The sequence below is a fragment of the Streptomyces sp. NPDC058307 genome, assembly GCF_042880295.1.
Taxonomy (GTDB): Bacteria; Actinomycetota; Actinomycetes; order Streptomycetales; family Streptomycetaceae; genus Streptomyces.
Genome location: NZ_JBHVYZ010000018.1, coordinates 31,287 through 52,099 on the forward strand (window position 1 = coordinate 31,287; position 20,813 = coordinate 52,099).

The following is a 20,813-nucleotide window of genomic DNA, read 5'->3' on the forward strand; positions in this document are numbered from 1 at the left end:
GCCGCGCCGACGTCGAGGTGCTGTGCGGCGGGCCGTACAACCTCGGCGGGCTCTATCTGCTGCCCGAGGTGCGCGCCGAGCGGTTCGCCGGCTTCCATGCCGTGCGCGCCGAACTCAAGGACGCCTACCGGCAGTTGCTCGCCGCCACGGCCGCGGGCAGCGCCCTCGCCAAGAGCGAGCTCGAGCTCCGCACGGACCTGCTGTTCGGTCTGATCGAGGGCGTGATCCTCGTCCACCGCTCCGACCCCGAGCGACCCGTCTCCGTCTTCGCGGAGGCCACCGCGGACGCGGCCCTGCGCATCGCCGGAATCGGAGCCGGGAACCCGGCCGAACACTGATCTTCACTCACCGCAGTGAGTGGGATTCGCGCGCCCGCACGCCATGACTCGACGTGTTCGAATGGTGCCGGAGCGTGTAAATGGACCGAGGCTACTCCAGTCGCAATGCCCGTTTCAGGCGCTTGCTGAATATGACACGGCGATGATCCGGTCGGACTAAGCTCGCCCGCAGCGCACCGAGTTGATGTGTATTCGTGCGCTTGTTCCCTATATGTGCGACTCCCCGTCGATACGTCTCAGAGGGCCCACATGGTGAGTGTTCAATCCCCCCCAGGACGCCGTGAACTGCCGTATGCACGCGTGCTGTTGCTCCCCGCCATAGTCATGGCCGCGGTGACCGGGTCCGGTGTCGCGCTGGTGCAGCAGCCCGCCAGGGCCGCTGTCGGCTGGTGCGGTGCCATCGCCACGCTGCTGGTGATCGCGGTGGCGGCCGAAGCCGTACGGCGCGGTCGTGAACTGCGTGAGCAGCGACTCGAGCACACCCGTCACACGGCTCATCTGAAGCAGCGCATCGCCGACCACGACCAGGACATGATCCGGTTCGCGAAGGAGATCGCACCCGCCGCGCTGGACTGGCTGCGCCGCGGAAGTTCCCCCGGAGAGGTGATTCGCCGACTCGGCGAGTTCGACCCCGCGTGGGGGAACCTGCCCGAGGCGCAGATCCGGTTGCTCAAGACGGTGCTCACCATCGTCGACACCGAGGAGATCATGCGTGACGCCGCGCAGCGCTCCTTCGTGAACATCGCCCGGCGCGTGCAGGCCATCGTCCACCAGCAGGCCAACGAACTGCGGGAGATGGAGGAGGACCACGGACGCAACCCGGAGGTCTTCGACGACCTCCTGCGCATCGACCACGGCACCGCGCTGATCGGCCGGCTCGCCGACTCCATCTCCGTCCTCGGCGGCGGCCGCCCCGGCCGGCAGTGGCCCGAGCCCGTGGCGCTGTACAGCGTGCTGCGCGGCGCCATGTCCCGGATCCTGGAGTACCGGCGCATCGACCTCTCCTCGATCGCCAAGGTCAACGTCAAGGGCACCGCAGTCGAGCCGGTCATCCACGCCGCGGCCGAACTCCTCGACAACGCCACGCGGTACTCGCCGCCCCAGAGCAAGGTGCACGTCACCGCCACCGAGGTGCAGACCGGCGTCTGCATCGAGATCGAGGACGCCGGCGTCAGCCTCAGCGAGGAGGCCCGGCTGCGGGCCGAGGGCATGCTGGAGCGGGCCAAGGCCGGCGTGGACTTCCAGGACCTCGGCGAGTCGCCGCGCCTCGGCCTCGCCGTCGTGGGCCGCCTCTGCGCTGCGTACGACATGCAGGTCTCCCTGCGCGCCTCCGCGTACGGCGGCGTCCGCGCCATCCTCGTCGTACCCAGCGACATGCTCACCGACGAGCCCGGCGTCGGACTCGCCCACGGCATCGGCGCCACCGCCGTGCCCAAGGCCGAACTCGGCGCCCTGCCCGGCCCCAAGCGCACGATCAAGAAGCGCCGCCCCACCAGCCCCAAGTTCACGACGCCGGTGTCCATGGAGGACGACGTTCCCGAGGTCACCGAGTGGACGGCGAACGGGCTGCCGCAGCGCCGCAGCCGGGTCAAGACCTCGCTCACCCAGCGCTACGCCGAGCAGGCCGAGATCGAACGCGCCGAGCGGGAGGGCCGCCCGACCATCTGGTCGACGGCCAAGCGCGAGCCCGAGCCCGAGCCGAAGCCCGACGACACCCCGCCGGGTCTGTGGGTCCAGGCCTTCATGGACGGCCTCAAACGCCCCGCCTCTTCCACAGTCACCCAGCCGACCGACGAACCGGCCCGTACCGAGGCCGAAGACGAGGGGAACCTCAAGTGATCCAGCAGCGAGGCAACTTCGACTGGATGCTCCAGGACCTCGCCAAAGGCGTACCGGGCATCCAGATGATCGTGGTGCTCTCCGCCGACGGCCTGCGCATCGCACGGCACGGCGGCGACCCGGACACCGCCGACCGCGTGGCCGCCGCGTGCGCGGGTCTGCAGAGCCTGGCGGGTGCCGTGGCCGGGGAGATCCCGGGCAGCGACGGCAAGATGAAGATGGTCCTCATCGAGATCCACGGCGGCTACTTCTACCTCATGGCCGCCGGCCCCAACGCCTATCTCGCGGTGCTCTCCGACATCATCACCGAACCCGGCCACATGAGCGCCCGCATGAGCGATCTGGTCGTCCGCATCGGCGCGCACCTGACGAGTCCGCCCCGGCGCAACGGGCAGACCGTATGACTCCTCCACAACGCCGACGGCGATTCCCCAAGGCCGGTCAGGAACCGACCCCGCCACCCCCGCAGGAGGGCCAGGACCCACCCGAGGGACCGAAGAAGAACCCCGAGCGGCTGTACGTCATCACCGGCCCCGACGGAGCCGAGCGCTCGGAACTCGACCTGGTCACCTTAATCGTGGCGCACGCCGACCCACCGCCCTCCGCCACGCCCGAGCAGGCGGCGCTGCTCAGGCTCTGCACGGCCCCCCTGTCCGTGGCCGAGCTGTCCGCCTATCTCAGCCTGCCGTTCAGCGTGGTGACCGTCCTGCTCACCGAGCTGCTGACGGCCGAACTGGTGACGGCGCGCGCCCCTGTGATCCGCCAGGCGCTGGCCGACCGTTCCCTCCTCGAAGCGGTGATGCATGGACTTCAAAGGCTCTGACACCATCCCCGGTCCGCGAACAGCGGACCACCTGCCCCAGACCGCCGAGGCCGCGGTGAAGATCGTCATCGTGGGCGGCTTCGGCGTCGGCAAGACGACCATGGTCGGCTCGGTCAGCGAGATCAAACCGCTGACCACCGAGGAGACCATGACCCAGGCCGGCATCGGGGTCGACGACAACTACGGCTCCGAGACCAAGACGGCCACCACCGTGGCCATGGACTTCGGCCGCATCAGCATCACCGAGCAACTGGTGCTGTACCTCTTCGGCACCCCGGGCCAGGAGCGCTTCTGGTTCCTGTGGAACGGCCTGTTCGAAGGCGCGCTCGGCGCGGTGGTCCTGGTGGACACCCGACGCCTCGAGGTCAGCTTCGACGTCATGGACCGGCTGGAGGAACGCGGCGTGCCCTTCGTCGTCGCCGTCAACACCTTCCCCGACGGCCCCCGCCACCCCCTCGAGGACCTCCGCACCGCGCTCGACCTCAGCGAGGACATCCCCATCGTCGAGTGCGACGCGCGCCGACGGGCGTCCAGTCGGGACGTGCTGATGACGTTGTTGCAGTTCCTTCATTCGCTGGCGGTGGAGAAGGCGGCTGTGTGAGGCGGGGCATGGACGTCCGGTCCTTCCGCATCCAGTACGTCCGGGCACGCTGCCCGTCCCCGGCTCCCGCGCGAGCCTCCCTGTCCGGGCTTCGCTCGAACCGGGGCCCCTTACTTCCTGTACACCAGATCGACCTCAGCTTCGGAGCGACATCGTGACGCCTGACTCCTTTTCCCTGGCTGGCAAGGACGACCCCACGGTCGTCCCGCCCCCCGGCTGCCCCGCACACGACATCGGCGTCGGCGGACTGCGTCGGTTGTACGGCCCGGGGTCCGAAGACCTGGAGGCCGTGTACGAGAAGCTCCGCGCCGAGCACGGAGCCGTGGCTCCAGTGCTGCTTCACGAGGACGTACCGGTCTGGCTGGTACTCGGCCACGCCGAGAACCTGCACATGGTGCGCAATCCCTCGCAGTTCTGCCGTAACACCCGATTGTGGTCCGCTCTCCAGGACGGCACGGTCAAGCCCGACCATCCGCTCATGCCGCACTTCGCCTGGCAACCCATCTGCAGCCATGCCGAGGGCGATGAGCATCTGCGGTTGCGGGGTGCGGTCACCGGCGCCATCTCGACCATTGATCACCGGGGCATCCGCCGTTACGTCAACCGAGCGACCCAGCAACTCGTCAACAATTTCTGCGGAGAGGGAAGGGCCGACCTGGTAGGACAGTTCGCCGAGCACCTGCCGATGATGGTGATGTGCGAAATCCTCGGTATGCCCGACGAGTACAACGACCAGATCGTGCAGGCCGCTCGTGACATGCCCAAGGGCAGCGAAACCGCAATCGCCAGCAACGCGTACCTCATGGACGTCCTGATGCGTCTCACCGCTCGCCGCCGAGCCGAGCCCAGGGACGACTTCACCAGCCACCTGATCAACCACCCGGCACAGCTCACCGACGACGAGGTCGGTCAACACCTGCGCATCATCCTGGTCGCAGCGTACGAGGCCACCGCCAACCTCATCGCCAACGTGCTGCGGGTGGTGCTCACCGACCCACGGTTCCGCGCCCAGCTCAACGGCGGCCAGATGACGGTTCCGCAGGCGGTCGAGCAGTCCCTGTGGGACGAGCCGCCGTTCAGCACCGTGCTTCCCTACGTCGCGAAGCAGGACACCGAACTGGGCGGCCAGCGCATCCGCAAAGGTGATGCCCTCATCCTCGGGATCGCCCCCGGCAACGTCGACCCACGGGTGCGGCCCGACACCAAGGCACACATGCAGGGCAACCGCTCACACCTGGCATTCGGCGGTGGTCCCCATGAGTGCCCGGGACAGGACATCGGCCGTGTCATCGCCGAGGTCGGTGTTGACGCGCTGCTGACCCGCCTGCCTGACGTCCAACTCGCTTGCGAGGAAGATGTATTGCGCTGGTGGGCGTCCATTTCGAACCGGCACTTGCTGGAACTACCGGTGAAGTTCGAGGCGAAGCCCCAGCAGGATGTCATGGCGCGGCCCGCGCACCCGCTGGCGTTCCACAATTCCAGCAACTGGTTGATCAGCACACCCCAGCGCAAGACGGCGCCGGTTGAGGCGACCACTCCACCCACCGCTCCGACGCAGACGCCCGTACCGGACCCTCGGCCCGGAGTGTTCCAGCGCCTCCTGCGCTGGTGGCGCGGCGAGTGAGCCGATCGGCACCGGAGTCGGGCCTACGACCCGGTGACCCATTCGTCGTACGACGACCAGGCCCGCAGCACGCGCGGACTGACGAACCGATGCTCGCGTCCGGTGACCGGATCGGTGAACTCCAGCGTCCGTGACAGCAGTTGGAGCGGACGCCGGAAGTCGCCGGGCGCCACTGGAGCGGTGACCACCGGATAGAGGGGGTCGCCGAGGATGGGCACCCCCAGAGCGCTCATGTGCACTCTCAACTGGTGCGTCTGCCCGGTACTCGGTGTGAGCCGGTACCGGGCGCGCTCGCCCCGGTGCTCCAGCAACTCGATCCGGCTGACGGCGTTGGGCTCACCGTCGACCTCGCGGGCCGCCAGGACTCCGCGCTCCTTGACAATGCGGCTGCGCACGGTACGGGGAAGGGGCAGCGTCGGGTCGTAGGGGGCCACGGCTTCGTACTCCTTGGCCACCCGTCTGTCCCGGAACAGCGATTGGTAGGTGCCGCGTTCCTCGGGGCGCACGGTGAACATGACCAGGCCGGCCGTGAGCCGGTCCAGCCGGTGCGCGGCGCCGAGCGTAGGGATGGCCAGCTCCCGGCGCAGCCGCGCCAGGGCAGTCTCGGCTACATGGCTGCCGCGCGGGGTGGTGGCGAGGAAGTGTGGTTTGTCGGCCACCACCAGGTGTTCGTCCCGGTAGACGACGTCTATCGGGAAGGGGACCCGTTCCTCGGCGGGCAGGTCCCGGTGGAACCACACGAACATCCCCGGCACGTACGCCAGGTCCCGTGGCACCGGATGCCCGGCGGCATCCACGATCTGCCCGGCCGCCAGCATCCCGTCGATGATCTCGGCCCGGGCCGCGAGCCGCGCCACGAGATGATCCCGCACGGTCGGCCAGGCGTCGCCGGGCGGCAGCCGCACCCGCACCGGATCGACCCCGTCGCGCTGCGGCAGGGGAGAAGGCGGGGGCGGAGTACGGCGTCTCATCAGGGCCCAAGCCTACGAGAGGGCCCTGACACCGAGGGCGAGCGGGAGGCTCGGAAGAGGGGCGCGTCCTCGCCACGTTCCCTGCAGGCGCCGAGAAGTTATGGAGATACGGTCGTGAGGTTTGCGGGGTGGAGCTGGCCGGTCATATTCGGGCTCAGGGCGCTGGCTGTTCGTGGCGAGTAACGGCCGTTGCTGCGGCTCCAGTCGTAGCTCCCGCGTATCCATGTGAACAGGGCGGACGCATAGCGTTGGACTTTCTCGGACTCTGTGCTCTTAAGCCCCAGCCGGGCACAGAAAAGGGGGATCAGTTTCATCTGATCGAAGAGCTGACCGACTTTTGTCTGGATGAGGCTGACGGTGACCCTGATGGCTTCCTCGCGTGAACAATTGCTTTGCCGCATGAGGCAACGCACCAGATTGGGATCGCCTCGTGCGTCATCGTTCTCGAGGGACATCACCTCGTTGATGAGTTTGACGGAATCGACAGCTGCTCGTCGCATCGATTCCAGTTGGCTGCTATGCCAAATGATCTGCGGGATCTCGAAGTGGCCCACCCTTTCGGCCAGGTCGAGCGAGGGGATAAGCCCAAGAGTGCGGTGACCCACCCTCATTCGGGTGGCGAAGTCCTGGGGGATCCAGGTACGCCGATCGATCTCCTCAGTGAGGTTTCCCGTCAGGTAGTCCACCCAGTTGTGGGCGGCCCGCTGCTGCCATTCGTGGGACATCCCCGTCGTGGCTCGACGCCAGATGTCCGCGAAGGCGCCCACCAGAGGCGCATCGCGGTTGGTTTCCCGCGGTGACGGCTGGGTGACGAGCGCGATGAGTTGCTGGCACACATCGACGGCTACATCGGCTTCACGCCCCTCGGGTACATCAAACAGATCATCGAACAGGAAGAACCAGCCCATGGTGTCAAAGGCCAGGTCGAGGTCAGCACCTTCGGCGTCCGGATAGCTGTAGGCGGCCAGGTCCGCCACTGCCGAGAACATGTAGCGATGGATGGCCTCGTGTCCCGACACCAGGTTATGTCGGCGCATCCACTCCAGATTGCGTTCTCTGGCGGTTGCTAAACCGGTGTTCAGTCGGGACGGAATGGGCAACTTGATGGTTATGTTCTGGGGCATTATTGTCTCCCAGTTTCTGCCTCAGCATGCTTGTCTACCCAGCAAGTCAGGTGGTCGCCGATACCTCGTACCTGCGGGTGTCGCTGCTTCAGTATTCTTGTCCAGAGACCAATGAAAATGATCATCAGAGGATGAGAAGGAGTAGGCCGTTTCTGACGGCTCCTGAAACCGCTCTTCGGCCGCTTGTGCCGAGGTGGACGAGGCGAGCAGGAGCATCATCCGCCTTGCGACGGATGACCGCGGCCGGACCGTGTCCGATCAAGAGCCGTCAGAAGCGCCCTGGGGGAGTGCCCGGCAAGAGCCCCGCACCACTCCGGCGCCTCGGGGGGAACCGGGTGTCTGCGAGCCCGTGGGGGCGGAGAGGGGCAACTGGGAACGAGCAGAGCTTTTCATGATGCCCTCCGGGAGGCGGAGTCGACCAAGTTCATGAACTGTGCGTTGTGCTCCATACGCTGAACTGCGGCGTCGCTGACTCATGCACGGTTTGTGCGGCCTGTCGGCCGAGTAGGTCGAGCAGGGCTTCGTCAATCGCATGCCGGGCAGTTCTCTGGTGTGACCTTCGAGGCGGCCACCCGGCGGCACCCACAATCGGTGGCCACCACCGCCACGACAGCGTTGTCGGAGGCGAGGTCGTGGATCATCCCTACCTTCCAGTGCCACCGTGGGTTTCGTCAACCGTGTGGGGCCAGTTGACGCAGGTGCGAGGCACCGTGGGGGACGGCTGCGAGGGGCGCGTCGGGCAGCAGCCGGTTCGTTGGTCTCGGCGACATTCCGGGCGGCCCGGTCAGTAAGGGGTAGGCCTCCGGCGCGGTCGGATTCGCACTGGTACACGACCACGCCGACCACGCCGACCGTACCGACCGCATCCGCGCCTTACGCGCGACACGCTCCCGAGGCCCTCCGCCGACCATCGCAGGCATTCGGCCACCACCCTCACGGGCCCGGGTGCGACACCGCTCATGCTCGCAATTCACCCTGACAGCCCACCACTTCGCACCATGCGACGATTTTCGGCCGTGGGAAAGGGGGCGCAGCCCCGGCGCACGGAGCGGATCCCCTGGCCGCCGGATGCACGGCCGCGCATTCCAGGCCGTCGATGCGCCGTGGGTACCACCCGCGTTTGCGGCAGTTGGGAAGCAAGTTCACCGCGAGGCGGCACGTCTGGTCCGCGCGGCCGGGGGCGCGGGCTGCGGTCGCCCGAGGGTGGGTACCGACTGGCCAACGGCTCCACGTCGGCAAGGGGAAAAACCGTTGGGACGGGCCTTGCCCGATTGGCAGGATGCGGGTCATGCCCTTCCTCACTGGCCCGGTGCTCGCACCCGGCACCCTCTCCAGCACCGCCCAGCCCACCCTCCCCACCGGCGACGGACTGCTCCTGCGTCCCTGGCGGCCCGAGGACGCTCCCGCCGTCCATGCCGCGTTCCAGGACCCGGTGATGCAGCAGTGGCACGCCCGAGCCGCCGACTCCGTGGACGAGGTCGGCGGCTGGATCGAGGAGTGGCGACAGGCCTGGGCGGGGGAGAAGACCGCTCAGTGGGCCGTGGCGGACGGGGACACCGGTCTGCTGCTCGGCCGCGTGGCCCTGCGTGAGATCAATTTCGTCGACGGGCAGGCCGAGATGGCCTACTGGACGACCGCCGAGGCCCGGGGGCGGGGGGTCGCGGCGCGTGCCACGGTCGCCCTGTCCCGCTGGGCTCTCGACGAGGTCGGCTTCCACCGCCTCGAGCTCATGCACGCTGTCCGCAACGAGGCGTCGTGCCGTGTCGCGACCAAGACGGGCTTCGTCCTGGAAGGGACCAAGCGAAGTGCGGTGCTGCACCCGGACGGCTGGCACGACATGCATCTGCACGCGCGGGTGCGGGGCGACTGAGGGGCCCGCAGGGGCGGCGCTCCTGAGCCACCCCCGCGGTCCCCCCGCGTTCCACCCCCGCGTTCCACTCCCGCGATCAACCCGCCGACGTACGCCCGCGCAGTGCACGCCATGTCATGCCCACCGCCAGCGTCGCGGCCAGGAACAGCACCGTGAACCACTGGAAGTACCAGTGTCCGCCCGCCGGGTCGTACACCTCGGCGCGGGGCCAGGCCAGGTTGACGGTCATCAGGAGGCCGTAGAGGAGGGCCAGGGCGTTGACCGGGATGCCCCAGCGGCCCAGGGAGAACAGGCGGGCGCCTTCCTCGTCGGTGCCCGACGAGGTGAACTCGCCCCGGATGCGGCGGATCAACAGGGGGCCCGTGACCATCGCGTACGCCAGGTACAGCATCACGATGCAGGTCGTGCCGATGGCCAGGAACGCCTCCGGCGAGGCGAAGTTGAGCAGGAGCAGGGCGGCGGCCAGGATGCCGACGACCAGGGCGGGGGCGGTGGGCATGCCCGTGCGGGGGTTCACGCGCGCGAGGCGGCCCGCGAAGGGCAGTTGGCCGTCGCGGGCCATGGAGAAGAGCATGCGGCAGGCCGCCGTCTGGATGGCGAGGGTGGCCACCGCGATCGCGACCACCACGTCGGCCAGCAGAGCCTTGCCGACGCCGTCGCCGAGGCTGCTGGTGAGTACGTAGCTGAGGCCGTCGACCGAGAGGTGTCCGTCGGTGAGGCTGGGGGCGGCGAGCAGGCCGGCCAGGACGATCAGGCCGCCGAGCGCGCCGGCCGCGGCGAGCGCGGTGAGGATCGTGCGGGGCGCGGTGCGCCGGGGGTTGCGGGTCTCCTCGCTCATCTCGCCCGCGCTGTCGAAGCCGATCATCACGTACGCCGCCGTGAACGAGCCCACCAGCAGCGCCCCGAACAGGCCGTTCTGCGCGGCGCCCGCGGTGTGGAAGGTGATGCTCGGGGTGCGCTCGGAGTGGGTCAGCAGCAGCACGATGATCAGGACCGCGCCGATGATCTCGGCGGTGACGCCGACCCGGTTGATCAGGGACATGACGCGGTTGTCGACGACGTTCACGACGGTCGTCAGGACGAGCAGGATCACGCCGAGGACGGCCGCGTTGGCGGCGCCGTCCGCCGAGGTCGGCGCCGGGTCGGTGCCGACCAGCTGGAAGCCCGACCAGATCGCCGGGAGCACCATCTGCAGGGCCAGCGCCGCCGCAGCGACCACGACGATCTGCCCGATCACCATGATCCAGCCGGCGAACCAGCCGAAGGTCGCGTTGGAGAGGCGGGACGACCACTGGTAGATCGCGCCCGAGAGGGGGTAACGGGCCGCCAGCTCCGCGAAGCAGGCCGCAACCAGCAGCTGTCCGGCCAGTACCGCCGGCCAGGCCCAGAAGAAGACGGGGCCGCCGAACGCGTACCCGAAGGCGAAGAACTGGAAGACGGTCGTCAGGACCGAGATGAAGGAGAACCCCGCCGCGAAGGACGCGTACCGGCCCAGGCTGCGGTGCAGCTCCTGGGAGTAGCCGAACTCGGTGAGGGACCGGTCGTCGGAGGAGGGGGTTGGGGAGTGCGGGGGATCGGGACGGACGTCGGAGGGACTGGTCGTCGTCACGGCGGTACCTGCCTTCGGCGGCATGAGGGCGGAAGCACGGAACAGCGGTGCGGCAGCTGAATTCCTGTCGGGTGACAGAAATTAGGGAGGAGCTGTTTCGGGTGCGTGACGCGGGCATGTCGGCGCGGAGCCCAAGTCCTCACGTGCTTGCGTGGGCCTACAAAAACGCGATACATCGTGTCTATTGACGGGGCTTTCTGGATCGCGATATAGCTGGCCACGGATATTCGGATGCGAGGTGAATCCATGCAGCGCCGCAAGCTCCGCAACCCCCTGGCACTCGCCGTGCTGGCGACGCTCCGGCAGAAGCCCGTGCATCCCTACGAGATGGCCCAGACCCTGCGCTGCCAGGGCAAGGACTCCAGCACGACGCGGGGGAGCGCTGCTCGGCTGGCGGTCGTGGTGGTGTGGCTGTCGATCCGGACGTCCCGGTCGTGCCAGCGGTCGGTGTGATCCCTCCGGACACGACTACCTGACACGACTACCTGACACGACTCCCGGACACGACTCCCGGACACGGCTCCCGGACACGACGAAAGGGGCGGCACCTTCCAAGGTGCCGCCCCTTTCGGAGACCTATGCCTAAGCGGCCGATGCCGCCCCCTCCTGCTCCGCCTCGATGCGTGCGTTCCAGTCCCGCTTGGAAGCCTGCCAGCCGTCCTCGTTGTGGCCCAGGCGCCAGTAGCCGGAGATCGACAGGTCCTCGCGCGGGACGCCGCGCTCGACGCGCAGCAGATGGCGCAGCTGCTTCACGAAGTGCGCCTCGCCGTGCACGAACGCGCACAGCCGGCCCTCCGGGAACTCCAGCGCGCGCACGGCCTCGACCAGGGCCTCGCCGACGGGGCGGGAGCCGCGGTGCAGCCAGACGACCTCCACGTCGGAGTCGATCTTCTGTTCCTCCTCGGGCCCGGAGACCTCGATGAAGGCGTGCGCCCGGGCGCCGTCCGGCAGCGACTCCAGGGAGCGGGCGATCGCGGGCAGCGCGCTCTCGTCACCGACGAGCAGATGCCAGTCGGCGTCGGGGGCCGGGGCGTAGGCGCCGCCCGGGCCCATGAAGCGCACGGTCTCGCCGGGCTGGACGCGCATCGCCCAGGGACCGGCCAGGCCCTCGTCGCCGTGGATCACGAAGTCCAGGGTGAGCTCGCGCTGTTCGGCGTCCCAGTGGCGCACGGTGTACGTGCGGGTCACCGGCCACTGCTCGCGCGGGAACTCCTCGCGGATCCGCTGCATGTCGAAGGGCTCGGGGTAGGTCGCGCCCTCGGCCGGGAAAAGGATCTTGACGTAGTGGTCGGTGCAGGTGTCCGCCCCGAAGTCGGCGAGTCCGTCGCCGCCGAGCACCACGCGCTGCATGTGCGGGGTCAGGCGTTCGGTGCGGACCACCTGTGCGGAGTGGGGCTTGCGCGGCTTGCGTCCCGGTCCTTCTGCCATGGCGGCCTCCCAGTTCCCTACGCTTAGGCTTACCTAAGTTAGCACTCGCCTCGCTGGCGACGGCGTGCCACTTGTGGAAAGCGAGGGCAATATTTACGCGCCGAGCGTCGCCACCAGCCGCTGCAACGAGCCTCCCAGTCCCCATCGCTCCGCCAGCTTCTCCAGCGCCGCGGGATCACGCGGCGCACCCGGAACCGCGGTCTCCACCGGCGGCAGCGGGACGTCGCCGGCCACCCGCACGACCTTCGGCGCCACGGCCAGGTACGGCCGCGACTCGTCCAGCCGCTTGCGCTGCGACGGCGTGAGCTTCGTCCTCGGATCGTCGACCGCGGCCATGATCCCGGCCAGATCGCCGAACTCGGCCAGCAGCTTGGCCGCCGTCTTCTCACCGATGCCGGGCACGCCCGGCAGACCGTCGCTCGGGTCGCCGCGCAACAGCGCCAGATCCGCGTACCCCCGGCCGTCGACGCCATACTTGTCGCGCAGCCACGCCTCGTCGGTCAACTGGAGCGTGCCGACGCCCTTGAGGGGATACAGCACCCGCACCTGGCGCTCGTCGTCCACCAGTTGATACAGGTCGCGGTCGCCGGTGACGATGTCGACCGGGCCCGTCGCCTGTCCGGTGAACGTGCCGATCACGTCGTCCGCCTCGTATCCGGCGACCCCCACGCGCGCGATGCCGAGCGCGTCCAGGACCGATTCGATGACCGGCACCTGCGGCGACAGGGTGTCCGGCACCTCCTCCTCGTCCGGTCCGCTCTCGCGCTCCTCGGCGACGCGGTGCGCCTTGTAGGAGGGGATGAGGTCGACCCGCCACTGGGGCCGCCAGTCGGCGTCCATGCAGGCCACCAGCGCGTCCGGACGGTGGTCCTTGACCAGGCGGTCGATGAATTCGAGGAGGCCGCGCACGGCATTCACCGGTGTGCCGTCGGGAGCCTTCACCGACTCCGGCACACCGAAGTAGGCACGGAAGTAGAGCGAGGCGGTGTCGAGGAGCATCAGTCGTCCGGTCACGTCTCGCATCATGCCGTACCCCACTGACACCGGCCGTCGACGCTTGACTCGTTCGGCGGTGCGAGCGCCCTGTGAGCCGGGACACGGGTGTGTTTGCCTCGGAGACATATGGGCATGCGCCGCCCCGGAGCGGGGCAGGTTGCACCTTCAACTGTTCGCGGCCCTTCGTCTCCCCCACTGGTCGAACACTGGTCGAAGAGACGAGAGGCACGCGTGTCATCAAGGCTTGAGGCAGAGCAGTTGTACAAGGTCTTCGGAAGACGGCCGGCCGAGGCGGTCGACAGGCTCCGCGAGGGCGCCGACCGGGAGGGACTGCGTGCCGAGGGCACCACGACAGCGGTGATCGACGCCTCCTTCACCGTGGACCCGGGCGAGATCTTCGTCGTCATGGGCCTGTCCGGCTCCGGCAAGTCCACGCTGCTGCGCATGCTCAACGGCCTCCTGGAGCCGACCGCGGGCCATGTCCGCTTCGACGGCCAGGACCTCACCGCGCTCACCGACCGCGAGCTGCGCGCCGTACGCGCCCGGAAGATCAGCATGGTCTTCCAGCACTTCGCGCTCTTCCCGCACCGCAGCGTCCTGGAGAACGCCGCCTACGGCCTCGCCGTCCAGGGCGTCGCCAAGGCCGAGCGGATCGAGCGGGCCACCGAGGCCCTGGAGCTGTGCGGCCTGGGCGGCTGGGAGAACTCCTGGCCCGACGAGCTGTCCGGCGGTATGCAGCAGCGCGTGGGCCTGGCCCGCGCCCTCGCCACCGACGCGGACCTGCTCCTCATGGACGAGTCCTTCAGCGCGCTCGACCCGCTGATCCGCCGGGACATGCAGGACCAGCTCCTGCAGCTCCAGCAGACCCTGAAGAAGACCATCGTCTTCATCACCCACGACCTCAACGAGGCCATGCGGCTCGGCGACCGGATCGCCGTGATGCGCGACGGCCGGATCGTCCAGACCGGCAGTGCGGAGGACATCCTCGTGCGGCCCGTCGACGACTACGTCGCCTCCTTCACCAAGGACGTCGACCGCTCCCGCGTCCTGACCGCGTCCGCCGTCATGGACACGGACGTGAGCGGCGTCGAGGCCGACTGCGAGTGCGCGGGCGACTGCGAGACCGCGACGCCCGACACGCCGTTCACCGAGCTCTGCGCGATGAGCGCCCGGTCGACGCATCCGGTGGCCGTCCTGGACGAGCACCGCAAGCTCGTCGGCGTGGTCGCGCAGCAGAGACTGGTCGGCTTCATGGGTGACGTGGAGGTGGCCCATGCCTAGGATCCCGCTCGGCGACTGGGTCAACCACACCGTCGACTGGCTGCTCGACCACGTGGCCTGGCTCTTCGACTTCCTCAAGACCGTCTTCACCGGCACCTACGACGGTATCGACGCCGTCCTCCAGGCGCCCCAGCCCCTCCTGCTCGCGGGCATCTTCGCCGTGATCGCGTTCTGGTTGCGCGGCACCCTGGCCGGGCTCCTCACCTTCGCGGGATTCGCCTTCATCGACTCCCTCGAACTGTGGGAGGACGCGATGACGACCCTCTCGCTGGTCCTCGTCGCCACGATCATCGCGCTCGTCATAGCCGTGCCCGTGGGCATCTGGGCGGCCCGCTCGAACCGGGTCAGTGGCATCGTCCGCCCCGTCCTGGACTTCATGCAGACGCTGCCCGCGATGATCTACCTCATCCCGGCGATCCTGTTCTTCGGCACCGGCGCCTCCGCGGGCATCGTCGCCACCCTGATCTTCGCGCTCGCCCCCGGCGTCCGCATGACCGAGCTCGGCATCCGCCAGGTCGACAAGGAGCTCGTCGAGGCCGCCGAGGCGTTCGGCACCACCCCTCGCGACACCCTCCTGCGCGTCCAGCTGCCGCTCGCGCTGCCCACCGTGATGGCGGGCGTCAACCAGGTCATCATGCTCGGCCTGTCGATGGCCGCGATCGCCGGCATGGTCGGCACCGGAGGCCTCGGCGGCGACGTCAACGAGGCCATCGGCCAGCTCAACGTGGGCCTCGGCTCCGAGGCCGGTGTCGCCATCGTGATCCTCGCCATCTACCTGGACCGCATGACCAGTGCGCTCGGCACCCAGGTCTCCCCGCTGGGCCGCCGCGCCGCCGCCAAGGCCCGCGCGAGCCAGGGGCTCAGGATCTGGTCCTACCGCCCCCGCCCCCAGGTCGCGGTGATCGGTGTCGTCGTCCTCGCCCTCGTCGCGGGCGGCATGGGGATCTTCGGCGGCACCTCGGGCGAGGCCACGGCCGTCTCCGGCGGCAAGGACGTCGGCCAGGGCAAGAAGATCAGCATCGGCTACGTCCCCTGGGACGACGGGGTCGCCTCCACCTTCCTCTGGAAGGAGATCCTGGAGCAGCGCGGTTACCAGGTCGACGCCAAGCAGCTCGACGCCGGGCCGCTCTACACCTCCCTCGCCTCCGGCAACGCCGACTTCATGACCGGCGCCTGGCTGCCGACCACCCATGAGCAGTACTGGAAGAAGTACGGCGACAAGCTCGACGACCTCGGCGCCTGGTACGGCAAGACGTCTCTGGAGCTGAGCGTGCCGTCGTACATGAAGGACATCAACTCCCTGGCCGACCTCAAGGGCAAGGCCTCGCAGTTCGGCGGGAACGTCACCGGCATCGAGTCGAGCGCCGGTGAGATGGCCCTGCTCAAGAGCAAGGTGCTGAAGGCGTACGGCCTCGACAAGGAGTACAAGGTCGTCGACAGCTCCACGCCGGCCATGCTGGCCGAGCTGAAGCGGGCGTACGCCAAGAAGGCCCCGGTCGTCGTCACGCTCTGGTCGCCGCACTGGGCGTACAACGACTACGACCTGAAGAAGCTCAAGGATCCCAAGGGCGCCTGGGGCTCGGGCGACGGCATCCACACGGTGGCCCGCAAGGGCTTCGCGGACGAGAACCCGGTTGTCGGACAGTGGCTGAAGAACTTCAAGCTGGACGAGAAGCAGCTCACCGGCTTGGAGGCCGAGATCAACAAGGCGGGCAAGGGCAGGCAGCAGGACGCCGTCCGCAGCTGGCTGAAGCAGCACCCCGGCCTGGTCGACGAGCTGGCCCCCGTCCAGAAGACCGCGGCGGAGACCAGGCGCCCGGTGAACGTGGCCTGGTTCCCCTGGGACGAGGACATCGCCGTCACCTACCTCTGGAAGCACGTGCTCGAGAAACGCGGCTACCGGCTCGACCTCAAGCAGATGGACGTCGGCCCGGTCTACACCGGCCTCGCCTCCGGTGACCTGGACCTCAACTTCGACGCCTGGCTGCCGTACGCCCAGAAGAACTACTGGGACAAGAGCAAGGACAGCCTCGCCGACCTCGGCACCTGGTATCAGCCGACCTCGCTGGAGGTCGCCGTCCCTTCGTACGTCAAGGGCGTGAAGACGTACGAGGACCTCAAGGGCCGGGCCGCCGAGTTCGACGGGAAGATCATCGGCATCGAACCGGGCACCGGCGAGATGAACCTCCTCAAGAACAAGGTCCTGCCGGGCTACGGCCTCGACAAGGAGTACGAGGTCGTCGACGGCTCCACGCCCGCGATGCTGGCCGAGCTCAAGCGCGCCTACGCCAGGAAGCAGCCCGTCGCGGTCGTCCTGTGGTCCCCGCACTGGGCGTACAGCCAGTACGACCTCACCAAGCTCAAGGACGACAGGAAGCTCTTCGGCGAGGGCAACACGATCCGCACCATCGCCAACGAGAAGTTCCCCGGGCAGTACCCGCAGCTCACCAAGTGGATCAAGGGTTTCCGGATGAGTGAGGACGAGCTCGGTACTCTGGAGAGCGAGATCAATCGGTACGGCCAGGGGCACGAGGGGCAGGCGGTCGCGGCCTGGCTGAAGAAGCACCCGGAGATGGTCGGGCGGATGACACCGTCATAACCGCTCCGGGCACACGGTAAGGATCCGGCCAACCACATAGAGCTACGCCATCGCCCGAACTCCGATGCCGACGAGGGGACTTGGGCCGCTCGCGGCGGACGGGTGACCGAAACCCGGCCCCCTCGCCGCGGTGAGGGGGCCGTTCGGCTGGCGCGAACTGTGAGGTACGGTCGCACGCCGTATGACATGGATGTGACGGCCGCGTGAAACGGTTTGCCGAACATGCGTAGGGTGCAGACAACTCATCAGGGGACGGGTCACAGGACCGACGAGCGGAGGAGGGAGCCGGAGCCATGGGCGACCACAAAGAACAGCCCCTTCGGGTCGGCGCGGCCGTGCGCCGCAGGCGCCGCGCGCTGGAGCTCACCCTCGCCGTCGTCGCCGAGCGCAGCGGCCTCTCGGTGCCCTTCCTGAGCCAGATCGAGAACGAACGCGCCCGGCCCAGCCGCAGCTCCCTGGAGAAGGTCGCCGACGCCCTGCGCACCACGGCCGTAGAACTCCTCGCCGCGGCCGACCCGGCGTGCAGCGTCGACGTGGTGCACGCCGAGGGCCCGGAGCCGGACGGTGAACCCCGGATGCGCTCCCTGGTGCGCGGTCACCACCAGATGCACGCTCAGGAGTTCACCGGCGATCATGACGCGGGCCGTGAATTCCAGTTCCGCAACGACCAGTTGATGTACGTCGCCGACGGAGCGGTGGACGTCGAGGCCGAGGGCCGCGCGTACCGGCTGGGCCGCGGTGACACCCTGTACCTCACCGGCGGGGTGCGGCACCGCTGGCGGGCGACCGTGGCGGACACCCGCGTGCTCGTCGTCGCCGTGGCCGAGCACGTCGAGGCGGCCTGGGACCGGCCCCGGCAGTGAGAGTCGTCTCCCTGGTCCCCTCGCTGACCGAGGCGATCGCCCGCTCGGCCCCCGGCGTCCTGGTCGGCGCCACCGACTGGTGCACCTACCCGGCGGACCTGGACGTCACCCGCATTGGCGGCACCAAGAACCCGAAGGTCGACCGGATCGTCGCCCTCGCTCCCGACCTGGTGATCGCCAACGAGGAGGAGAACCGCGAGCCGGATCTGCGGGCTCTGCGCGAGGCGGGCCTGGAGGTCCTGGTCACCGAGGTCCGTGATGTCCCGCAGGCCTTCCGTGAACTGGCCCGGGTCGTCGAGGCGTGCGGCGTCGTACGGCCGCGCTGGCTGGACGAGGCCGAGGAGGCCTGGTCGGCGCTCGAACCCCCGTCGCGCCGCAGGACGGCGGTCGTGCCGATCTGGCGGCGGCCGTGGATGGTGCTGGGCCGGGACACGTTCGCGGGCGACGTACTGTCCCGGCTGGGCGTGGACCACGTGTACGCCGGTCACGAGGACCGCTATCCGCGGATCCCGCTGGAGGAGCTGCGGGCGGCGGCCCCGGACGTGGTGGTCCTGCCCGACGAGCCGTACCGCTTCACCGCCGACGACGGCCCGGAGGCCTTCCCCGGTCTGCCCTGCGCCCTCGTCAGCGGACGGCACCTGACGTGGTACGGACCGTCGCTGGCCGAAGCACCACGGGCACTGGGCGAGGCCCTGCGAGCAGCGCTCCGCTGACCAGGCCGCGCGCGGTGTGCACGGCGGCCGTGCTCCAGGCGGCGACGAGAGCGACGTAGAGGCCGGTGGCGAGCCAGTCGTAGACCACGAGCCCGGTGTGCCGGGCCAGCGCCTCGGAGCCCGTGACGCAGGTGCCGACCGGGAAGGTGAACGCCCACCAGGTCATCGAGAACCCCATCCCGTGCCGACGGGCCCGGACCACGTGCGCGGTGGCCAGCCCCAGCCACAGCAGTGCGAACCCCATGACGGGAACGCCGTAGAGGACCGCGAGGACGCCGAAGCCCTGGCTGTAGGGGGCCGGTATGACACCTGGGGCCACGTCCGCGAACTTGCCGACGGCGGTGGTGGACTGGCCGAGCGGGCCGAGCACCAGGAAGAGGGTCGGGGTCAGCGCGAGGGGGAGCGGGCCGCCGGTGACGATCCGGGCGAAGACGAGCGGCAGCATCAGCAGGGTGGCGAGAAGGCTGAGCCCGAACATCGCGAAGCAGGCGAGGAGGAGGGTCTCGCGCGGCTGACCGGCGGGGAGATACGGCACGAGGAGCGGCCCGAGCGCGGCGGACACCATGGGCGCGACGAGGGGCAGCAGCCACACCGGCGTGGCCTGCCCCGGCTCGGCCCGCTGCCGTACGGCCATGAGGTACGGCACGGTGATCGCGGCGGCCAGTCCCACGGCCGTACCCGCGGTGAACAGCACGGCGTCCAGAGCGACCGCGGCCGTCGTCCCGATCCGGTACCGGCCCACGGTGAGGGCACCGCCGCCGACCGCCAGCAGGGCCATGGCCAGGCAGCCGTAGAAGGGGGCCATGCCAGGGTCGAGGAGGTGGGCGCGGGCCTGGTCGGCATGGTGACGCCAGTGCAGGGCGCGGGCGCAGAGGAGGGCGAGCAGCAGGGCGAGGGACAGCAGCCAGCCGGCGGCGCAGATCGTGCGCCGGCCGGGGAGGTGCACGGGGAGCGCGACGCCGGCGGTGGCGACGATCGCGGTGCCCATGACGCAGGCGTACCAGTTCGGCCCGAGGTGACGGACGGCGGTGACCATGGCTCCACGGTGCCGCCGGGGGAGCGCCGCGACCAGGGAGTACGGCTCTATGAGGACATAAGCTGGTCTTATGAGCGGTGAGGAAGAAGTTCGGTCGGCGGTGGGCGGGATGCTGGCGCACCGGGTACCGGATCTCGGGGCGCTGGAGCTGCTGCTGGCCGTGGCGCGGCTCGGGAGTCTCGGCGGGGCGGCCCGGGAGCTGGGCATCACCCAGCCGGCGGCGAGCAGCCGGATCCGCTCCATGGAACGGCAGTTGGGCGTGGCCCTGGTCGACCGCTCGCCCCGGGGCTCACGGCTCACGGACACCGGGGCGCTGGTGACCGACTGGGCGCGGCGGATCGTGGAGGCGGCGGAGGCCTTCGACGCCGGGGCGCAGGCGCTGCGGGTTCGCCGGGACTCCCGGCTCCGGGTGGCGGCGAGCATGACGATCGCGGAGTACCTGCTGCCGGGGTGGCTCCTCGCCCTGCGCGCGGGGCGTCCGGACACGGCGGTGTCGCTGCACGCGGGGAACTCGGCGACGGTGGCGGAACGGCTGCTGTCGGACGAGGCGGACCTGGGCTTCGTGGAGGGGCTGACCGTCCCCTCCGGCCTCGACTCGGTGGTGATAGCCCACGACCACCTGATCGTGGTGACGGCCCCGGGGCATGCCTGGGCCCGCCGCCGACGTCCCCTGGAAGCCGCTGAACTGGCCGCGACGCCGCTGATCCTGCGGGAGAAGGGCTCGGGCACCCGACAGGTCCTGGACGCGGCTCTGGGCGGCCTGGCCCGCCCCCTGATCGAGCTCTCGTCCACCACGGCGGTGAAGGCGGCGGTGGTGAGCGGGGCGGGCCCGGCCGTCCTGAGCGAACTGGCCGTGGGCGAGGAACTGTCGATGCGCCGACTGGTGCGGGTGCCGGTGGAGGGGGTGTCGCTGGCCCGGGACCTGCGGGCGGTGTGGCCCACGGGCCACCGCCCGGTGGGCCCGGCGAGGGACCTGCTGTCGCTGACGCGGGCCTAGGGTCTGTCTGTCGTCGCGTTCCCGCCTGCCCGAACGGTGTCCGGCACGCGCGTTCGCCGCGCTGCCCACCGGCGCCGCCACCAGGGCGTCCCGACCGCACG

General features: G+C 69.5%; 18 protein-coding genes and 1 pseudogene. 13 read left to right on the top strand and 6 right to left on the bottom strand.

Annotated elements, in window-relative coordinates; genetic code table 11:
* From ACFVYN_RS15680 to ACFVYN_RS15705, 6 genes and pseudogenes are all read left to right on the top strand, one after another.
* Positions 1–338 (top strand): annotated as a pseudogene (locus ACFVYN_RS15680) (TetR/AcrR family transcriptional regulator); the annotation flags it as partial.
* 249 nt (positions 339–587) lie between these two features.
* Positions 588–2,177, top strand: a complete 1,590-nt coding sequence (locus tag ACFVYN_RS15685) for a sensor histidine kinase (RefSeq protein ID WP_389998080.1) — start codon at positions 588–590, stop codon at positions 2,175–2,177.
* A complete protein-coding gene (locus tag ACFVYN_RS15690; protein WP_007380839.1) occupies positions 2,174–2,581 on the top strand; it encodes a roadblock/LC7 domain-containing protein in 408 nt (135 codons plus the stop codon). Before ACFVYN_RS15685 ends, ACFVYN_RS15690 begins: the two co-directional genes overlap by 4 nt.
* Positions 2,578–3,000 (top strand): DUF742 domain-containing protein, encoded by a 423-nt coding sequence (locus ACFVYN_RS15695; protein ID WP_389998083.1) that lies wholly within the window; start codon positions 2,578–2,580, stop codon positions 2,998–3,000. Before ACFVYN_RS15690 ends, ACFVYN_RS15695 begins: the two co-directional genes overlap by 4 nt.
* Positions 2,981–3,601, top strand: coding sequence for an ATP/GTP-binding protein (locus tag ACFVYN_RS15700; protein WP_389998085.1), 621 nt, complete (start codon positions 2,981–2,983; stop codon positions 3,599–3,601). Before ACFVYN_RS15695 ends, ACFVYN_RS15700 begins: the two co-directional genes overlap by 20 nt.
* A gap of 154 nt (positions 3,602–3,755) precedes the next feature.
* Positions 3,756–5,225: a cytochrome P450 gene (locus ACFVYN_RS15705; protein WP_389998088.1), complete on the top strand. Its 1,470-nt coding sequence runs from the start codon at positions 3,756–3,758 to the stop codon at positions 5,223–5,225.
* A 23-nt stretch (positions 5,226–5,248) separates the two neighbouring features.
* On the opposite strand, the gene ACFVYN_RS15710 is transcribed toward ACFVYN_RS15705, so the two are convergent.
* Both ACFVYN_RS15710 and ACFVYN_RS15715 read right to left on the bottom strand, forming a co-directional pair.
* Positions 5,249–6,196, bottom strand: a complete 948-nt coding sequence (locus ACFVYN_RS15710) for an RluA family pseudouridine synthase (protein ID WP_389998091.1) — start codon at positions 6,194–6,196, stop codon at positions 5,249–5,251.
* 98 nt (positions 6,197–6,294) lie between these two features.
* Complete coding sequence (locus tag ACFVYN_RS15715) at positions 6,295–7,320, bottom strand: pentalenene synthase (RefSeq protein ID WP_389998093.1); 1,026 nt, start codon at positions 7,318–7,320, stop codon at positions 6,295–6,297.
* Between the two features lie 1,288 nt (positions 7,321–8,608).
* Between ACFVYN_RS15715 and ACFVYN_RS15720 the strand changes: the two genes are divergently transcribed.
* Positions 8,609–9,190: a GNAT family N-acetyltransferase gene (locus ACFVYN_RS15720; protein WP_389998095.1), complete on the top strand. Its 582-nt coding sequence runs from the start codon at positions 8,609–8,611 to the stop codon at positions 9,188–9,190.
* A 76-nt stretch (positions 9,191–9,266) separates the two neighbouring features.
* On the opposite strand, the gene ACFVYN_RS15725 is transcribed toward ACFVYN_RS15720, so the two are convergent.
* Positions 9,267–10,799 carry an amino acid permease gene (locus ACFVYN_RS15725; RefSeq protein ID WP_389998098.1) on the bottom strand — a complete coding sequence of 511 codons (1,533 nt, stop codon included), beginning with the start codon at positions 10,797–10,799 and terminating at the stop codon, positions 9,267–9,269.
* Between the two features lie 246 nt (positions 10,800–11,045).
* Between ACFVYN_RS15725 and ACFVYN_RS15730 the strand changes: the two genes are divergently transcribed.
* Entirely contained in the window at positions 11,046–11,252 is a 207-nt protein-coding gene (locus tag ACFVYN_RS15730) for a hypothetical protein (protein ID WP_389998101.1), read from the top strand.
* A 129-nt stretch (positions 11,253–11,381) separates the two neighbouring features.
* Here ACFVYN_RS15730 and ACFVYN_RS15735 read toward each other — a convergent pair whose 3' ends face one another.
* Entirely contained in the window at positions 11,382–12,227 is an 846-nt protein-coding gene (locus tag ACFVYN_RS15735; RefSeq protein ID WP_389998104.1) for a siderophore-interacting protein, read from the bottom strand.
* A 93-nt stretch (positions 12,228–12,320) separates the two neighbouring features.
* Positions 12,321–13,250 carry a 5'-3' exonuclease H3TH domain-containing protein gene (locus ACFVYN_RS15740; protein WP_389998297.1) on the bottom strand — a complete coding sequence of 310 codons (930 nt, stop codon included), beginning with the start codon at positions 13,248–13,250 and terminating at the stop codon, positions 12,321–12,323.
* A gap of 204 nt (positions 13,251–13,454) precedes the next feature.
* Between ACFVYN_RS15740 and ACFVYN_RS15745 the strand changes: the two genes are divergently transcribed.
* From ACFVYN_RS15745 to ACFVYN_RS15760, 4 genes are all read left to right on the top strand, one after another.
* The gene (locus tag ACFVYN_RS15745) at positions 13,455–14,504 is read left to right on the top strand and encodes a glycine betaine/L-proline ABC transporter ATP-binding protein (protein ID WP_389998106.1); all 1,050 of its coding nucleotides are present in this window, start codon (positions 13,455–13,457) and stop codon (positions 14,502–14,504) included.
* Entirely contained in the window at positions 14,497–17,103 is a 2,607-nt protein-coding gene (locus ACFVYN_RS15750) for an ABC transporter permease/substrate binding protein (protein WP_389998109.1), read from the top strand. Before ACFVYN_RS15745 ends, ACFVYN_RS15750 begins: the two co-directional genes overlap by 8 nt.
* Positions 17,104–17,396: 293 nt before the next feature.
* Positions 17,397–17,966, top strand: a complete 570-nt coding sequence (locus ACFVYN_RS15755) for a helix-turn-helix domain-containing protein (RefSeq protein WP_389998112.1) — start codon at positions 17,397–17,399, stop codon at positions 17,964–17,966.
* Positions 17,963–18,679 (top strand): helical backbone metal receptor, encoded by a 717-nt coding sequence (locus ACFVYN_RS15760; protein WP_389998115.1) that lies wholly within the window; start codon positions 17,963–17,965, stop codon positions 18,677–18,679. The genes ACFVYN_RS15755 and ACFVYN_RS15760 overlap by 4 nt, the downstream gene beginning before the upstream one ends.
* Here the strand turns inward: ACFVYN_RS15760 and ACFVYN_RS15765 are convergent.
* The gene (locus ACFVYN_RS15765; RefSeq protein ID WP_389998117.1) at positions 18,591–19,715 is read right to left on the bottom strand and encodes a TDT family transporter; all 1,125 of its coding nucleotides are present in this window, start codon (positions 19,713–19,715) and stop codon (positions 18,591–18,593) included. The two genes, ACFVYN_RS15760 and ACFVYN_RS15765, sit on opposite strands and share 89 nt — an antisense overlap.
* A 70-nt stretch (positions 19,716–19,785) precedes the next feature.
* Between ACFVYN_RS15765 and ACFVYN_RS15770 the strand changes: the two genes are divergently transcribed.
* Complete coding sequence (locus ACFVYN_RS15770) at positions 19,786–20,712, top strand: LysR family transcriptional regulator (protein ID WP_389998120.1); 927 nt, start codon at positions 19,786–19,788, stop codon at positions 20,710–20,712.
* Positions 20,713–20,813 lie beyond the last annotated feature (101 nt).

Coding starts and splice junctions, on each gene's coding strand:
- ACFVYN_RS15685 (WP_389998080.1), top strand. CDS start 588: ATGGTGAGTGTTCAATCCCCCCCAGGACGCCGTGAACTGCCGTATGCA.
- ACFVYN_RS15695 (WP_389998083.1), top strand. CDS start 2,578: ATGACTCCTCCACAACGCCGACGGCGATTCCCCAAGGCCGGTCAGGAA.
- ACFVYN_RS15700 (WP_389998085.1), top strand. CDS start 2,981: ATGGACTTCAAAGGCTCTGACACCATCCCCGGTCCGCGAACAGCGGAC.
- ACFVYN_RS15710 (WP_389998091.1), bottom strand. CDS start 6,196: ATGAGACGCCGTACTCCGCCCCCGCCTTCTCCCCTGCCGCAGCGCGAC.
- ACFVYN_RS15715 (WP_389998093.1), bottom strand. CDS start 7,320: ATGCCCCAGAACATAACCATCAAGTTGCCCATTCCGTCCCGACTGAAC.
- ACFVYN_RS15720 (WP_389998095.1), top strand. CDS start 8,609: ATGCCCTTCCTCACTGGCCCGGTGCTCGCACCCGGCACCCTCTCCAGC.
- ACFVYN_RS15730 (WP_389998101.1), top strand. CDS start 11,046: ATGCAGCGCCGCAAGCTCCGCAACCCCCTGGCACTCGCCGTGCTGGCG.
- ACFVYN_RS15735 (WP_389998104.1), bottom strand. CDS start 12,227: ATGGCAGAAGGACCGGGACGCAAGCCGCGCAAGCCCCACTCCGCACAG.
- ACFVYN_RS15740 (WP_389998297.1), bottom strand. CDS start 13,250: ATGCGAGACGTGACCGGACGACTGATGCTCCTCGACACCGCCTCGCTC.
- ACFVYN_RS15750 (WP_389998109.1), top strand. CDS start 14,497: ATGCCTAGGATCCCGCTCGGCGACTGGGTCAACCACACCGTCGACTGG.
- ACFVYN_RS15755 (WP_389998112.1), top strand. CDS start 17,397: ATGGGCGACCACAAAGAACAGCCCCTTCGGGTCGGCGCGGCCGTGCGC.
- ACFVYN_RS15765 (WP_389998117.1), bottom strand. CDS start 19,715: ATGGTCACCGCCGTCCGTCACCTCGGGCCGAACTGGTACGCCTGCGTC.
- ACFVYN_RS15770 (WP_389998120.1), top strand. CDS start 19,786: ATGAGCGGTGAGGAAGAAGTTCGGTCGGCGGTGGGCGGGATGCTGGCG.